Source organism: Pseudomonas alkylphenolica (assembly GCF_016009175.1).
In the GTDB taxonomy this organism is placed as follows: Bacteria; Pseudomonadota; Gammaproteobacteria; order Pseudomonadales; family Pseudomonadaceae; genus Aquipseudomonas; species Aquipseudomonas alkylphenolica_B.
In genome coordinates, this window is record NZ_JADUCM010000009.1 from 63,467 (window position 1) to 77,808 (window position 14,342).

13 protein-coding genes are annotated in these 14,342 nt (G+C 62.3%); 3 read left to right on the forward strand and 10 right to left on the reverse strand.

Translation table 11 applies throughout. The annotated features are described in order from the left end of the window. Nucleotides 1-46: 46 nt before the first annotated feature. A complete protein-coding gene (locus tag I5S59_RS10770) occupies nt 47-1,036 on the reverse strand; it encodes an aldo/keto reductase (RefSeq protein ID WP_197876587.1) in 990 nt (329 codons plus the stop codon). Nucleotides 1,037-1,127: 91 nt separating this feature from the next. Next, nucleotides 1,128-1,808, reverse strand: a complete 681-nt coding sequence (locus I5S59_RS10775) for a class I SAM-dependent methyltransferase (protein WP_197876588.1) — start codon at nt 1,806-1,808, stop codon at nt 1,128-1,130. Between the two features lie 93 nt (nt 1,809-1,901). Here I5S59_RS10775 and zapE point away from each other — a divergent pair, with 93 nt between their 5' ends. Beyond that, nucleotides 1,902-3,020 (forward strand): cell division protein ZapE, encoded by a 1,119-nt coding sequence (gene zapE / locus I5S59_RS10780; protein WP_197876589.1) that lies wholly within the window; start codon nt 1,902-1,904, stop codon nt 3,018-3,020. An 11-nt stretch (nt 3,021-3,031) separates the two neighbouring features. Next, the gene (locus tag I5S59_RS10785) at nt 3,032-3,613 is read left to right on the forward strand and encodes a DinB family protein (protein ID WP_197876590.1); all 582 of its coding nucleotides are present in this window, start codon (nt 3,032-3,034) and stop codon (nt 3,611-3,613) included. On the opposite strand, the gene I5S59_RS10790 is transcribed toward I5S59_RS10785, so the two are convergent. The 5 genes from I5S59_RS10790 to I5S59_RS10810 are packed head-to-tail and all read right to left on the reverse strand — an operon-like array spanning nt 3,610 to nt 8,172. Further along, nucleotides 3,610-4,608 carry an alpha/beta fold hydrolase gene (locus I5S59_RS10790; protein WP_197876591.1) on the reverse strand — a complete coding sequence of 333 codons (999 nt, stop codon included), beginning with the start codon at nt 4,606-4,608 and terminating at the stop codon, nt 3,610-3,612. The genes I5S59_RS10785 and I5S59_RS10790 overlap by 4 nt on opposite strands. Before the next feature lie 58 nt (nt 4,609-4,666). Further along, entirely contained in the window at nt 4,667-5,101 is a 435-nt protein-coding gene (locus I5S59_RS10795) for a YqaA family protein (protein WP_197876592.1), read from the reverse strand. Between the two features lie 10 nt (nt 5,102-5,111). Next, on the reverse strand, nt 5,112-5,540 hold the full coding sequence (locus tag I5S59_RS10800; protein WP_197876593.1) for a DUF411 domain-containing protein: 429 nt from the start codon (nt 5,538-5,540) through the stop codon (nt 5,112-5,114). A gap of 15 nt (nt 5,541-5,555) precedes the next feature. Next, nucleotides 5,556-6,461 (reverse strand): copper resistance protein B, encoded by a 906-nt coding sequence (locus tag I5S59_RS10805; protein WP_197876594.1) that lies wholly within the window; start codon nt 6,459-6,461, stop codon nt 5,556-5,558. Next, nucleotides 6,454-8,172, reverse strand: a complete 1,719-nt coding sequence (locus I5S59_RS10810; protein WP_197876595.1) for a copper resistance system multicopper oxidase — start codon at nt 8,170-8,172, stop codon at nt 6,454-6,456. The genes I5S59_RS10805 and I5S59_RS10810 overlap by 8 nt, the downstream gene beginning before the upstream one ends. A gap of 173 nt (nt 8,173-8,345) precedes the next feature. On the opposite strand from I5S59_RS10810, the gene I5S59_RS10815 reads away from it, so the two are divergent. Beyond that, a complete protein-coding gene (locus tag I5S59_RS10815) occupies nt 8,346-9,092 on the forward strand; it encodes an SDR family oxidoreductase (RefSeq protein ID WP_197876596.1) in 747 nt (248 codons plus the stop codon). A gap of 19 nt (nt 9,093-9,111) precedes the next feature. Here the strand turns inward: I5S59_RS10815 and I5S59_RS10820 are convergent, their stop codons facing one another. From I5S59_RS10820 to ccoG, 3 genes are all read right to left on the reverse strand, one after another. Then, complete coding sequence (locus tag I5S59_RS10820; protein WP_197876597.1) at nt 9,112-11,208, reverse strand: hybrid sensor histidine kinase/response regulator; 2,097 nt, start codon at nt 11,206-11,208, stop codon at nt 9,112-9,114. A gap of 68 nt (nt 11,209-11,276) precedes the next feature. After that, the gene (gene mapR, locus I5S59_RS10825; protein WP_197876598.1) at nt 11,277-12,686 is read right to left on the reverse strand and encodes a GntR family transcriptional regulator MpaR; all 1,410 of its coding nucleotides are present in this window, start codon (nt 12,684-12,686) and stop codon (nt 11,277-11,279) included. A 40-nt stretch (nt 12,687-12,726) separates the two neighbouring features. Next, nucleotides 12,727-14,139, reverse strand: a complete 1,413-nt coding sequence (gene ccoG / locus I5S59_RS10830; RefSeq protein WP_197876599.1) for a cytochrome c oxidase accessory protein CcoG — start codon at nt 14,137-14,139, stop codon at nt 12,727-12,729. Nucleotides 14,140-14,342: the final 203 nt, after the last annotated feature.

Consider the following 14,342-nt stretch of genomic DNA (forward strand, 5'->3'; position numbering starts at 1 on the left):
CTGCGCGGTGCACTACCGCGCAGGCTTTGCTGCCGGCCAGCAACCCCTACAGGCCCGTGGTAGCGAGCAACTGCTCGGGATAACGTTCGCCTTCAATCTGGATCGCTGCGGCGGCCTGCTCGATGCCGGCCAGTTCTTCAGCGCTCAGCTGCACGTTGGCGGCGCCGAGGTTTTCTTCCAGACGGTGCAGTTTGGTGGTGCCGGGAATCGGTACGATCCACGGCTTTTGCATGAGCAACCAGGCCAGGGCGATTTGCGCAGGGGTAGCGTCTTTAACGCTGGCAATGCGCTTGAGCAGATCAATCAGGGCCTGGTTCTTGGCCATGGCCTCTGGTGTGAAGCGCGGGAGCAGATGGCGAAAGTCGCCCTCGCCCAACGCGGTGTCCTTGCTCATGGCGCCGGTCAGGAAGCCTTTGCCAAGCGGGCTGTATGGCACCAGGCCGATGCCCAGTTCTTCGCACGTTTGCAAGATACCGTTGCTTTCCACGCCGCGCGTCCACAGCGAGTATTCGTTTTGCAGCACGCTGACCGGTTGCACGGCATGGGCGCGGCGAACCGTATTCGCCCCCGGCTCCGACAGCCCGAAATGCTTGACCTTGCCTTCGGCGATCAGGTCCTTGACCGCTCCGGCCACGTCTTCAATCGGTACGTTGGGATCGACACGGTGCTGGTAGAACAGGTCGATCTGTTCAATACCCAGGCGCTTGAGCGAGGCTTCGGCCACTTCGCGAATGTGCTCGGGACGGCTGTTCATTCCGGCCAGTTTGCCATCGACGATGTTGAAGCCGAATTTGGTCGCGATCACCACCTGGTCGCGCACAGGGCGCAGGGCCTCGCCGACCATTTGCTCATTGGTGAACGGGCCGTAGGCCTCGGCGGTGTCGAAGAGGGTGACGCCGCGCTCCACGGCCTGGCGGATCAGGGTAACGCCTTGCTGTTTACTGACCGTGTTGGCGTAGCCGAAGTCCAGCCCCATGCAGCCGTAGCCAAGGGCTGAGACGAGCGGGCCGTTGCTGCCGAGTTTTCGCAGTTGCATAGGGGGATCTCCGAAAGGTGAGCCCATCAGCGTAGGCGTGGTGGATTACCTTGATAAGTAGCTGAATGCCGATTGCAGTTATACCGGGATTTTATAAATGCCCCGGGGCGCGTTCGGCCACCAGCAGCAAGGACTGCGGCACCGGGCTTTGCGGGTGTTGCGGTTCTTGCAACGTGGTTAGCCGAAAGCCCGCCATGTCCAGCGCGTTGAGCCAGCTGGAGAGGGTGCGAAAATACCACGGCATCGGCTGCCACTGCCCCGCAAGCCCGGCGAAGGTTTCCTCGCGCCAACCATCCTGATAGCTGTTCTGCGCCACGGCCCAGGGGTGCAGGGTCTGGATGACCAGCGCGCCGCCGGGGGCGAGCAGGGCATTCATGGCGGCGAGCAGCGGGATGATGTCCTGGTGCAGCAAGGAAAAATTCGCGCAGATCAGGTCATAGCCACTGCCAATGTCGATCTGGCCCTCGACCAGTGCCTCATAGCTCGCGCAGTGTACCGGCGCATCGCCTGCAGCGCGCGCCGCAGCGGTCAGGCTGGCATCGCCGTCAACACCGACGGCCTCGATGCCCCGTTCGCTCAGGGCACGCAACAGCCAGCCCTCGCCGCAGCCAAGGTCGAGTACGCGCCCGGGTTGGCGGCCCAGCACCGCCAGGAGGATCGCCTGGTTGGTAACCTGCTGGCGGCTTTCAATGCTGCCCGAGCGGATCGCCTTGATCCAGGCGTCGGCATTGTGCTGCCAGCTTTGCAGGAGCGTGGTGTCATCAGTAGGCATGGGCGTACTCCGGCGTGAGGGCGGGATACACAGCATAGGTCAGCCACCCCGGGTATTTGCGCGTAGAATGGCGGTTTTTTCACGGGCGTTGCCATGTCCTGCTTCACTGAGCAGTCTCCGCTTCGGCGCTACCAGCAGGCCATCGAGCGTGACGGGTTTGTCAGCGACCCCGCGCAGCTGCAAGCCGCCAACGCGCTGAATGCGTGTTTTCTCGCACTGCAGCAAGGTGAGACGCCGCAGGGCGTATACCTCTGGGGCCCGGTGGGGCGTGGCAAGACCTGGCTGATGGACCAGTTTCATGGCTGCCTCACGGTGCCCGCCCGGCGTCAGCATTTTCACCACTTCATGCGCTGGGTTCATCAGCGCCTGTTCCAGCTCAATGGCACCGCCGACCCCTTGCATGCGCTGGCTTTGTCGTTGGCCGAAGAGATACGGGTGCTGTGCTTTGACGAGTTGTTCGTCAACGATATCGGCGACGCGATCATCCTCGGGCGGCTGTTCCAGGTATTGTTCGAAGCGGGCGTGGTGATCGTTGCCACCTCCAACCAGCCGCCAGGCCAGCTCTATTCCGACGGTTTCAACCGTGAGCGCTTCCTGCCGGCGATTGCCGCCATCGAGCGGCACATGCAGGTGGTGGCAGTGGCTGGCGAGCAGGACCATCGCCTGCATCCGGGCGCTGCCCGGCAACGTTACTGGGTGCGGGACACGACGCAGGCGCAGGTGTTGGGTGAAGTCTTTGTCCAGCTGAGCGATGACCTGCCTTGCACGGATCAGCCGTTGCAGATCGGCGCACGGCAGCTGACGGTGGTGCAGCGCAGTGCCACCGTGCTGTGGTGCCGGTACGCCGACCTGTGTGAGCAGCCATTCGCCGCCATGGACTTCATGGCGCTGTGCGATCACTTTAAGGCGATTCTCATCGGCGAAGTGCCGGCCCTGGGCGCCCGCCAGCGCGAGGCCAAGATTGCCCGCGGTACCGAAGACGGTGCCAGCCGCGTGGTCGCCGGCGACCGGGAGCTGCCGCAGTTATCGGTGCACGACGACAGCGTGCGGCGCTTCATCGCGTTGGTCGATGAGTGCTACGACCGTCGGATCGCCCTGTACCTGGAGGCCGAGGTCGAGCTGGATGCGCTCTACACTCAAGGGTATCTGGAGTTCCCGTTCCGGCGCACCCTGAGCCGCCTGCGGGAGATGCAACTGCAACGCTTCTGCTGAAGGAGTCGATCATGCAGCCACTTTCGCATCATTTGCTGACCATGGCCTACCAGAACGGCTGGGCCAACCACAGGCTTTACAAAGCCTGCCTGCAATTGAGCCAGGACGAGTTCGGGGAGCCGCGCTGCAGTTTCTTTGGCTCGATCAAAGCGACCCTCAACCACATCCTGACCGTCGACTGGTTCTACCTCAATGCCCTGGAGTCCGAGCAACGCGGCGAGGCGCCGGAAGCCGACAGTGAACGGTTTTTTGAACCGCAAGAACCCTTTGCCTCCAGCGAAGAACTGTATGCCGAGCAGGCTCAGGCCGATCACCGCCTGATTGCCTATTGCAGCCAGCTGCGCGATGACCAGTTGCAGCGTTACGTAAGTGTCGTACGCCCCGACTGGGTCCAGCGTGAACAACGTCTGCGGTTGTTGTCGCACCTGTTCGAGCACCAGATCCATCACCGTGGGCAAGTGCATACCCTGCTCAGTGAAACGTCGGTGCGGCCCCCGCAGCTGGATGAGTTTTTCTGCGAGGACGAAGCGCACCTGCGTGCCCAGGACTTTGCCGAGCTGGGCTGGACCGAAGCCCAGATCTGGGGGCGTTAGCGGCCCAGCCAGTCCAGCAGCGCCTTATGGAAGCGCTCCGGCTGTTCGATCTGTGGGGCATGGCCGAGACCGGGAAATTCCACCAGGCTGCCTTGGGGAATGGTCTTTGCCACCTGCTGGCCCAGTTGCTGGTAGTGGCCCAACCTGGCTTTTACTTCAGGTGCAGCGATGTCGCTGCCGATCGCAGTGGTATCGGCATCGCCAATCAACAGCAGGGTCGGCATCTGCAGGTGCTTGAACTCGTAGACCACCGGTTGGGTGAAGATCATGTCGTAGATCAGCGCCGAGTTCCACGCCACTGCCTCGTGCCCTGGCCCCTGGTTCAGGCCCACGAGCATTTGCACCCAGCGTTCGTACTCAGGCTTCCAGCGCCCGTCGTAGTAAGTTTTGCGCTCGTAATTGCGCACCCCTTCGGCATCGAGTTTCAGCTCGCGCTGGTACCACTGATCCACGGTGCGGTAGGGCACGCCGAGGGCTTTCCAGTCTTCCAGGCCGATCGGGTTGACCATTGCCAGGCGTTCGACCTGTTGCGGGTAGAGCAGGGCGTAGCGGGTGGCAAGCATGCCGCCGGTGGAGTGGCCGAGCAGGCTGGCCTTGTCCACACCCAGCCGGGTGACCAGGGCATGGGTGTTGTCGGCCAGTTGCTGGAAACTGTACTGATAATGCGCGGGTTTGCTCGAGGTGCAAAAGCCGATCTGGTCGGGGGCGATCACCCGGTATCCGGCCTGGCTCAAGGCCTCGATGCTGGTTTCCCAGGTCGCGGCGCAAAAATTCTTGCCGTGCATCAACACCACGGTCCGGCCATTGGCAGTGCCACGGGCGGCAACATCCATGTAGCCCATTTGCAGGGTCTGGCGCTGGGACGTGAAAGTGAAGTGCTTGAGCGGGTGGGGGTAGTCGAAGCCTTCGAGCTGCTGGCCGTAGGTCGGGGCTTGGGCGGCAAACGAGCTGCTGGCGAACAGGCAGGTCAGGGCCAGGGCGGGCAAGCGCAGCATGGGCACACTCCGTGTCGGGCGGTGGGTTCAACCCCGGACTGTACCTGTTTGCGTCGGGTCAGTGGGCAATCCAGCCCAGGGTCAGCAGGGCGAGCACCGCATAACGTCCGGCTTTGGCAATTGTGACCAGGATGACAAAGCGCCAGAAAGGTTCGCGCATGATCCCGGCAATCAGGGTCAGCGGATCGCCGATCACCGGCATCCAGCTCAGCAGCAACGACCATTGGCCATAGCGCTGGTAGCGTTGCTGGGCCTTGTCGAGCTGCGCCTGCGTGAAGGGAAACCAGCGGCGGTCACGCAAGTGCTCGATGCCACGGCCCAGCAGCCAGTTGACGATCGAACCCAGTACATTACCGAGTGTGGCAATCAGTAGCAGGCTGGCAACAGCCTGTGGCTCGCGCACCAGCAAGCCGACCAGCACGGCCTCCGATTGCAGCGGCAACAGGGTCGCCGCGCCAAAGGCGCTGAAGAACAGCGCCCATTCACTCAACATGCCGAGCGGATCAGTAGTTGGCGACCACTTCGTCCTGGCCGTCCTGTGTCAGGCCGATGACCTTGTAGGCGTCCTTGTGATCACCCATTTCCATGCCGGGCGAGCCCATCGGCATCCCCGGCACGGCCAGGCCGCGCAGGTCTGGGCGCTTGGCCAGCAGCTTGATCTGTTCGGCCGGTACGTGGCCTTCGACAAACTTGCCGTCGATCACACCGGTGTGGCACGAAGCCAGGCGAGGTGCCACACCCAGGCGTTGCTTGACCGCGCTCATGTTGGCTTCTTCATGGTCGTTTACGGTGAAGCCGTTGTCGCGCAAGTGGCTGATCCAGGCCTTGCAGCAACCGCAGTTAGGGTCGCGGTAGACGTCGATGGTTTGCCCGGCCTGGGCCAGGGTGCTCAGGGCCAGCAGGCCAAAGGCGATGACTTTCTTGCTCAGCATGGTGATTCTCCAATTCTAGAAACGCAGGCGCACGCCCGCGAGCACGCGGGTCTGGCTGATATCGCCGTCATCATCGCGCAGCTGTTCGGCGGTATTGCCGTAGCTGCGGTTGAAGCTGACGCCCAGGTAGGGGGCGAAGCCGCGGGTGATCTCGTAACGCAGGCGCAGGCCGATTTCACTGTCTGCCAGGCCCGGGCCCTGATCGCGCGAGGCATCGTTGCGACCGTAGAGGTTAGCTTCCAGCGAGGGTTCGAGTATCCAGCGATTGGTCAGCAGGATAGCGTAACTGCTCTCCAGGCGCAGCGCGGTCTGTTGCCGCTCTCCGACATAGGCCGTGGCTTCCAGTTCCAGGCCATACAGCGGCGTGCCCTGGATGCCGAACGCCGCCCACGTCTGGCCGCTGGCCGGCTTGAAATCCTGGCGCAGGCCGCCCACCAGTTCCCACCAGGGGCTGATGGCATGACCCCAGAGTGTCTGCAGTTCGGCTTTATGGGTGACGCCCTGTTCGCGCTCGCCTTCGGTGCGCAGCCAGAGGCGGTCGATGTCGCCGCCGATCCAGGCGTTGGCGTTCCAGTTCAGGGCGCTGCTGCTCTCGAAGTTCTGGTACTCAAGCTGCTCGACGATCACCGCCCAGTTGACCTGTCGATCGTGCACCTGATGGCCGGGCAGGGGCGGGAAGGCGGCGCGGCGGTCGGCTTCGCTGATCGGCCGCAGCGGTGTGCGCGGTGTGTCTTGCGCCTGGACGTGGCCCATGCTGCTGTGGTCCATGGCAGAAGGGGGCATGCTGCCATGGTTCATGGCTCCGTGGTTCATCGCGCCATGATCCATCTCCTGCGCCCGGACCTCTTCACTGACCAGCAGGGCCAGCAGTGCCAGCAGTGCCAGGCTGCCGAGCAGCGGACGGTTGATTACTTCATTCATCGACGCGTACCTCGCGGAACATGCCCATTTCCATGTGGTAGAGCAGGTGGCAGTGGTAGGCCCAACGGCCCAGTGCGTCGGCACTGACGCGGTAACTGCGGCGGCTGCCGGGCGGAATGTCGAGGGTGTGTTTGCGCACCTGGAAGCGCCCGTGCTCATCCTCAAGGTCACTCCACAGCCCGTGCAGGTGGATCGGGTGGGCCATCATCGTGTCGTTGACCAAAGTGATGCGCAGGCGCTCGCCATAACGCAGGCGCAAGGGTTCGGCGTCAGAGAACTTGATGCCATTGAACGACCAGGCAAAGCGCTCCATGTGCCCGGTCAGGTGCAGTTCGATCTCCCGTGAGGGTTCGCGGCCGTCGGGGTCGGCGAAGGTACTTTTCAGGTCGGCGTAGGTCAGCACCCGGTGGCCGTTGTTGCGCAGGCCGATACCGGGGTCGGCGAGGTTCGGCTTGGGCGACATGGTCTGCATGTCGACCAGTGGATTGCCGGTTTCACTGGCCGGGTGCTGTTGCATGCCACCCATCCCGGCCATGCCGGCGTGGTCCATCGCGCCCATCTGGCTATGGTCCATGCCGGCCATGGCGTCCATGCCACCGTGGCCCATGTCGGCCATGGTCAGTACCGGCCGCGGGTCGGGCTGTGGCACGGGGGCCTCGAGGCCAGGGCGGCGTGCCAGGGTGCCCCGGGCGTATCCGCTGCGGTCCATGCTTTGCGCATACAGGGTGTAGGCGGGCAAATCGCCCACTTGCACCAGCACGTCATAGGTTTCGGCCACGGCAATGCGCAGTTCATCAACACTGACCGGCTGCACCGGTTGCCCGTCTGCAGCGATCACTGTCAGCTTCAGGCCAGGAATGCGGAAGTCGAAATAGCTCATCGCCGAGCCGTTGATCAGGCGCAAGCGTACGGTTTCACCCGGTTGGAACAGGCACGTGAAGTTGCCGTCGGGCGGCTGGCCGTTGAGCAGGTAGGTGTAGGTGGCCGCGCTGATGTCGGCGAGATCGGTAGGGCTCATGCGCATGGCAGCCCAGGCCTTGCGTTCGGCCAGGGTCTTCGACCAGCCGTGGTCGGCAACGTCGTTGATGAAGTCGCCGACGGTGCGCTTGTGAAAGTTGTAGGCGTCGGACTGCTTTTTCAGGGTGGCCATCAGCGCCTCGGGCGTCTGATCGCTCCAGTCGCTGAGCAGCAGCACATAGTCACGCTGGTAGCGGTGTGGCTCGGGGGCTTTCGGTTCGATGACAATCGCCCCGTAGACGCCCGCCTGTTCCTGCAGGCCGGAGTGGCTGTGGTACCAGTAGGTGCCGCTTTGCTCGAGGGTGAAGCGATAGAGGTAGTCGCCACCGGGCTCGATGCCGGCAAAGCTCAAGCCCGGTACGCCGTCCATGTTGGCTGGCAGGATGATGCCGTGCCAGTGCAGCGATGTCGGTTCGGCCAGGCGATTGCGCACGCGCAGGGTCACGGTATCGCCTTCGCGCCAGCGCAGTACCGGGCCGGGCAGGCTGTTGTTGATGGTCAATGCCGTGCGCGGTCGACCGGTGATATTGACCGGGGTCTGGCCGATAAACAGCTCAAAGTCGCGCCCGCTGAGCTCATGGCCCAGGGGGGATTCGGCGGCGAAAGCGGGCAGGCGCCAGAGGCCAAGGCCGGCCAAGGCGCTGCCGGCGGCGAAGCCTTTGACGAACGTGCGGCGGGTCGGGTGTACAAGCATGGTCGGTGCCAATCCATCAGCGAGAATGACATGACCTTAGCGAGCGCAGACTGTCAGTTATCTGAGTGCCAGATTACAGATTTGTCAGTGTCCCCGAGCGTTGTATGGCTTTGCGCCAACCTCGTCCTGCGTTAGCCTTGATTCGCAATCATCACTGGGGGCAAGGAGTATCCATGGATAACGTCATCGTCATCACCGGCGCCAGCCGCGGCATTGGTGCTGCGACCGCACGTCTGGCTGCGCGTGAAGGCTATCGGATCTGTATCAACTACGTGAGCGATGATCAGGCCGCCCAGCGGGTGCTGGCCGATGTGCGTGAACTGGGGGCCGAGGCCATTGCGGTCAAGGCCGATGTCAGTGTCGAAGACGAGATCATCCAGTTGTTCCAGCGCGTCGATGCCGAGCTGGGACCGGTCACTGCGCTGGTCAACAATGCCGGCACCATTGGCCAGAAAAGCCCGCTCGAGCAGATGTCGGAATTTCGCCTGCTCAAGTTGATGAAAACCAATGTGGTCGGGCCGATGCTGTGCAGCAAGCATGCGCTGCAGCGTATGTCGACACGTCACGGTGGCCAGGGCGGCAGTATCGTCAACGTGTCGTCGGTGGCTGCCCGGTTGGGCTCACCCAACGAGTATGTCGACTACGCGGCGTCCAAGGGGGCGCTGGACACCTTCACGCTGGGATTGGCCAAGGAGGTCGCCGATCAGGGGGTGCGTGTCAATGGCGTACGTCCCGGCTATATCTTTACCGATTTCCATGCGCTCAGCGGTGACCCGCACCGTGTCAGCAAACTTGAGTCGAGCATTCCCATGGGGCGGGGTGGTCAAGCCGAAGAGGTGGCCGAAGCCATTATCTGGCTGTTGTCCGACAAGGCTTCGTATTCCACCGGCAGCTTTATCGATCTCGGCGGCGGGCGCTGAACCGGCCCAGGCATGCCGCTCAGTCGAGCATCTGTGCAATGCGTTGGGTCAGGGTGTCGAAGCCGAACGGTTTGGTCAGTACCCGCGTGGAGTGATCGAACAGATTGTCGCCGAACACCGAGTGTTCCGAGTAGCCGGTAATGAACAGTACTTTGAGCCCGGGGCGCAGCTTGCGGGCTGCGCTGACCAGCTGATGGCCATTGATGCCCGGCATGCCGACATCGCTGATCAACAGGTCAATGGCCGTTTCACTTTCAAGGACCTGCAGGGCACTGTGGCCATCGCTGAACGTCAGGGCGGTATGGCCCAGATCACCAAGCACTTCGCTAACCAAAAGGCGCACGGTGGCCTCATCGTCCACCAGCATCACCGTTTTGCTGCGTTGCCCGTTCGCCGGCCCGGTAACAGGTTCCAGGGGCGGTACGTCCAGCGCCGCAGTGTGGATGCGTGGCAGATACAGATGAACATGGGTGCCATGCCCGGGATCGGATTGCAGGCGCACCTGACCGCCGGATTGCCGTACAAACCCATACACCATCGATAAGCCGAGCCCGGTTCCCTGACCCGGTGGTTTTGTGGTGAAAAAAGGGTCGAACGCGCGGGTTTGCACGCTGGCCGACATGCCTGTGCCGGTGTCGCTGACCGTCAGCCTGAGGTACTGCCCCGCTGACAGTTCAAGGGTGGCAGCAGCCTGCTCATCCAGGTCCATCGTGCTGGTTTCGACAATCATCTGCCCACCCTCTTGCAAGGCGTCGCGGGCGTTGATGCACAGGTTGAGCAGGGCGCTTTCCAGTTGCGGCGGATCAATGTTGCTCAGCCAGCGCGCCGTGCTGCCGATGACCTTGACCTCAATGTGCGGCCCGACACTGCGCCGGATCAGGTCTTCCATGCCTGTCACCAGGTGATTGATATCGGTGGGGCGCGGCTCCAGGGCCTGGCGTCGTGAAAATGCCAGCAACCGCTGGATCAACGAGGCGGCGCGAAGTGAGCTTTCTTCGGCTGCCATCAGCATTCTGCCGATTTCTGCGTGCCGACCTTTAATGAGCAACTTTTGTGATATCTCCAGGGCACCAAGGATACCGGTCAGCAAGTTGTTGAAGTCATGGGCGATGCCGCCGGTGAGCTGTCCTACCGCCTCCATTTTCTGCGATTGGCGCAAGGCCTCTTCAGCCTTGCGCAACCGCTGTTGCTCGCTGACGCGTTCGCTGATGTCATAGGCAAACAGATAGGCGCCGATCAGCTGCCCCTCGCTGTCGTGCAGCGCACTGAAACGAAGTTCGTAGTGGTGCGGCTGATCATCCACGTTGAAAGTGTCGATTTCGGTGAAGGTTTCACCGTGCAGGGCGCGATTCCACAAAGCCATGCCGCGAGCGCTGTCCTCGGGGCGATGGCGCATGCACGCAAGAAGATCATCACCGACGGTTGGTGCCACGCCGAAAATGCGCTGGAACTCGTCGCGCGCGGCGCTGTTGATTGCCATCCAGCGTCCATCACTGCCCACCACCTGAATCTGTGCCAGTGTGGCCTCCACCACATCGGTAAGCACTTTACGCTCGGCCACGGCCTTGGCGACGCGTACCTCCAGATCTTCATTGAGCCGGTTGAGTGCTGCTTCGGCACGTTTGCGCGCGGTGACATCCTGGAACAGTACAGCGACCTGATTACGCCTGGCCGGCTCCATGCGAAACGCACAGATACTCAAAAAGTGGCCGGTGGCCACAAGTTCCTGCTCAAAGCGAATCGGTTCTCCCGTGATCAACACGGGACGGTAGCGGGCAATCCAGTCATCGGCCTCTACCGGCACCATTTGCCGTAGCGTTTGCCCCACGACGTTTTCGATGCCGGCATGTTTGGCGTAGGCGGCATTGGCTTCGGTATGGATGTAATCGCTCAGCGGGCCATGGGGGCCATCGAAGAACTCGATGATGCAGAAGCCTTCGTCCATGGTGTCGAAGAGAAAGCGGTAGCGCTGCTGCGCTTCGAACAGCGCTTGTTCGGTATGCGCCTGCAACTGCACCGACCCGTGCTGTTGTGCAAGCTGGGCCTGGAGCCGGGTATTTTCCTGCTGCAGCAGGTCAAGTTGCTGGCGCAGGGACTGAAGTTCGCTTGGCGGCATATCGGGGTGTTCCGGCCTGGGTTACCGACCAATATAGCGCTCGTGCGAAACAGAACAATGCCGGCGGGCTAAAACGAGCGCACGATCCTGCCCAGGGTTTCCATGGCTTTTTCCGATTGCTCGGTCCACGGGCTGCCGTAGTTCAGGCGGATGCAGTTGCGAAAGCGTTGGGTCGGCGAAAAGATCGGCCCGGGGGCGATGCTGATGCCTTGTGCCAGGGCCATCTGGAACAGCTTGAGCGAGTCCATCTGCTCGGGCAGTTCCAGCCACAGGAAGTAACCGCCGGAGGGATGACTGACCCGGGTCTGCGCCGGAAAGTGCCGGGCAATGGCGGCGAGCATGGCGTTCTGTTGCTCTTCCAGGGCATAGCGCAGTTTGCGCAGGTGCCGATCGTAACCACCGTGCTGCAAATAGTCGGCAATCGCCGCTTGCGCTGGCATCGAGGCGCACAGTGAAGTCATCAGTTTCAGGCGTTCGATTTTCTGTGCAAAGCGTCCGGCCGCGACCCAGCCTATGCGGTAGCCTGGTGCCAGGCTCTTGGAGAACGAACCACAGTGCATCACCAGGCCATCGGTATCGAAGGCCTTGGCTGGTTTGGGTGCCTGCGCGGCGTAGTACAGCTCGGCATAAACGTCATCTTCGATCAGCGGCACCTGATGCTGGCGCAGCAGTTCGACCAGTTGCTGCTTTTTCTCCTCCGGCATGCTTGCGCCCACCGGGTTCTGGAAGTTGGTCATGCACCAGACGGCCTTGACCGGGTGCTTGGCCAGGGTTTGCCCGAGTACGCCAAGGTCGATGCCTTCGCGCGGGTGCACCGGAATTTCCACTGCCTTGAGCTTGAGCCGTTCGAGCACCTGCAGGCAGGCGTAGAAGGCCGGGGCCTCGATCGCCACCAGGTCACCCGGCTCGGTCACCGCCTGCAGGCACAGGTTGAGTGCCTCCAGCGCACCGTTGGTGATCAGTAGCTCTTCCATCGGCAGCATCAGCCCGCCAACCACGTAGCGCAGGGCTATCTGGCGACGCAGGTGCGGGTTGCCCGGTGACAGGTCGGTCACGACCATGCGCGGGTCCATCTCGCGGCTGGCGCTGGCGATGGAGCGGGCCAGGCGCGGCAGCGGGAACAGGTGGGGGCTGGGGAAAGCGGAGCCAAATGCGACGGTTTGCGGGTCTTTGATCGAGTCGAGAATCGAGAACACCAGTTCACTGACATCCACTTCGGTGGACTCGCTGGCCTGTTCGATGATCTGCGGCTCGCTGAACGGGCGCGGGACATGGGCATTGACGAAGTAGCCCGAACGCGGCCGTGCCCGGATCAGCCCGCGGCGTTCCAGCAGGTAGTAGGCCTGGAACACCGTGGACGGGCTGACGCCGTGCGTCTGGCTGGCGTAGCGCACTGACGGCACGCGCTGGCCGGGACCCAGGACCCCGGAGCGAATCAGTTCGGCAATGTCGTCGGCGAATTTTTCGTAGCGTTTCATCATGGCTCAAAAGGTTTCGACTGCTGCAGAGTGTATGTGATCAGCGGTTCATCGGCGCGACAAAACGGCTGTGGGCGACGCTGGAAATACCCGGCTGGTCGCTGTCGGTGATTTCGAAGCCAATCGCCTGGGCGCTGCTTTTCGCGCGTTCCGTCAGCATGGCTACCGAAACGGGGATCTCACTCATCTCGCCGGCGGCCAGGGTAAACGCCGTCTTGCCATGCAGCTCGAAGCCTTCGGCGTCCACCAGGCGCAGGCGATAATGCTGCGCTTGCTGGGTTTTGTTGATGACTTTGAGGGTGTAGATGTTCTCGATCTGCCCCAGGTTGTTTTCGCGGAACAGGCCACGGTCCTTGATGACGTCCATCGACACCATCGGCCGCTGCTGCAGGGCGATGACCAGGGCGCCGATCATTACCACCAGGACGGTGACATAGCCGAGCAGGCGCGGGCGCAGCCAGTTGGTCTTGCCACCCTGCAGGTTGTGCTCGGACTTGTAGCCCACCAGGCCACGGGCATAGCCCATTTTGTCCATGATCGAGTCACAGGCGTCGATACAGGCTGCGCAGCCAATGCATTCCATCTGCAGGCCGTCACGGATGTCGATACCGGTCGGGCACACCTGCACGCACATCTGGCAATCGATGCAGTCGCCCAGGCCGTTGGCCTGGTAGTCGCTGCCTTTCTTGCGCGGGCCACGTGATTCGCCGCGCGCCGGGTCGTAGGCAATGGCCAGGGTGTCCTTGTCGAACATCACGCTCTGAAAGCGCGCATAGGGGCACATGTGCATGCACACCGCTTCACGCAGCCAGCCGGCATTGATGTAGGTGGCGCCGGTGAAGAACAGGATCCAGAACAGGCTGATGCCGCCCAGTTGCAGGGTGAACAGCTCTTCGGCCAGCGGCCGGATCGGGGTGAAATAGCCGACAAAGGTCAGGCCGGTGAGCACGCTGATGGCCAGCCACAGGGTGTGCTTGGCCGAGCGCCGCGCCAGCTTGTTGAGGGACCAGGGCGCTGCATCGAGTTTGATGCGCTGGTTGCGATCGCCTTCGGTGACTTTCTCGCACCACATGAAAATCCAGGTCCAGGAGCTTTGTGGGCAGGTGTAGCCACACCATACCCGGCCGGCAAACACGGTGATGGCGAACAGGCCGAACGCGCAGATGATCAACAGCGCCGACAGGAGAATGAAGTCCTGCGGCCAGAAGGTCGCACCGAAAATGTGGAACTTGCTGTCGGCCAGGTCCCAGAGTACCGCCTGGCGACCGTTCCAGTTCAACCAGACGGTGCCGAAGAACAGCAGAAACAAAAAGCCCGCGCCACCCAGGCGCAGGTTGCGAAACAACCCGGTGAAGCTGCGGGTGTGGATGTGTTTGTCACTGCTGGCGTTCTTCTTCTTGGCGTGAGAAGGCTCGGCAATTTCGACAATCTGGACAGGAATTCGATCGCTCATGGTTCGTCGCTCATCAGGCCTCGATCAGGCCAGAGCACTATGGCGCCGCATCTGTTTGCATAACAGGTTCAGGTATTTCTATAAAAACCGTATCAGATTTCACTCTGGAGCGTTGAAGCCCCGGGTTTGCGGTGCTTTGCCCACGGGTATCGAGGTGGCTGCGACCATCCACCGCACCCGCTACAGTCGCTGGCATCGTTGCG

Excerpts from the sequence above, each read along its gene's own strand:
- I5S59_RS10775 (WP_197876588.1), bottom strand. The coding sequence starts at position 1,808 with ATGCCTACTGATGACACCACGCTCCTGCAAAGCTGGCAGCACAATGCC.
- zapE (WP_197876589.1), top strand. The coding sequence starts at position 1,902 with ATGTCCTGCTTCACTGAGCAGTCTCCGCTTCGGCGCTACCAGCAGGCC.
- ccoG (WP_197876599.1), bottom strand. The coding sequence starts at position 14,139 with ATGAGCGATCGAATTCCTGTCCAGATTGTCGAAATTGCCGAGCCTTCT.
- I5S59_RS10790 (WP_197876591.1), bottom strand. The coding sequence starts at position 4,608 with ATGCTGCGCTTGCCCGCCCTGGCCCTGACCTGCCTGTTCGCCAGCAGC.
- I5S59_RS10770 (WP_197876587.1), bottom strand. The coding sequence starts at position 1,036 with ATGCAACTGCGAAAACTCGGCAGCAACGGCCCGCTCGTCTCAGCCCTT.
- I5S59_RS10820 (WP_197876597.1), bottom strand. The coding sequence starts at position 11,208 with ATGCCGCCAAGCGAACTTCAGTCCCTGCGCCAGCAACTTGACCTGCTG.
- I5S59_RS10815 (WP_197876596.1), top strand. The coding sequence starts at position 8,346 with ATGGATAACGTCATCGTCATCACCGGCGCCAGCCGCGGCATTGGTGCT.
- I5S59_RS10785 (WP_197876590.1), top strand. The coding sequence starts at position 3,032 with ATGCAGCCACTTTCGCATCATTTGCTGACCATGGCCTACCAGAACGGC.
- I5S59_RS10795 (WP_197876592.1), bottom strand. The coding sequence starts at position 5,101 with ATGTTGAGTGAATGGGCGCTGTTCTTCAGCGCCTTTGGCGCGGCGACC.
- I5S59_RS10805 (WP_197876594.1), bottom strand. The coding sequence starts at position 6,461 with ATGAATGAAGTAATCAACCGTCCGCTGCTCGGCAGCCTGGCACTGCTG.
- I5S59_RS10800 (WP_197876593.1), bottom strand. The coding sequence starts at position 5,540 with ATGCTGAGCAAGAAAGTCATCGCCTTTGGCCTGCTGGCCCTGAGCACC.
- mapR (WP_197876598.1), bottom strand. The coding sequence starts at position 12,686 with ATGAAACGCTACGAAAAATTCGCCGACGACATTGCCGAACTGATTCGC.
- I5S59_RS10810 (WP_197876595.1), bottom strand. The coding sequence starts at position 8,172 with ATGCTTGTACACCCGACCCGCCGCACGTTCGTCAAAGGCTTCGCCGCC.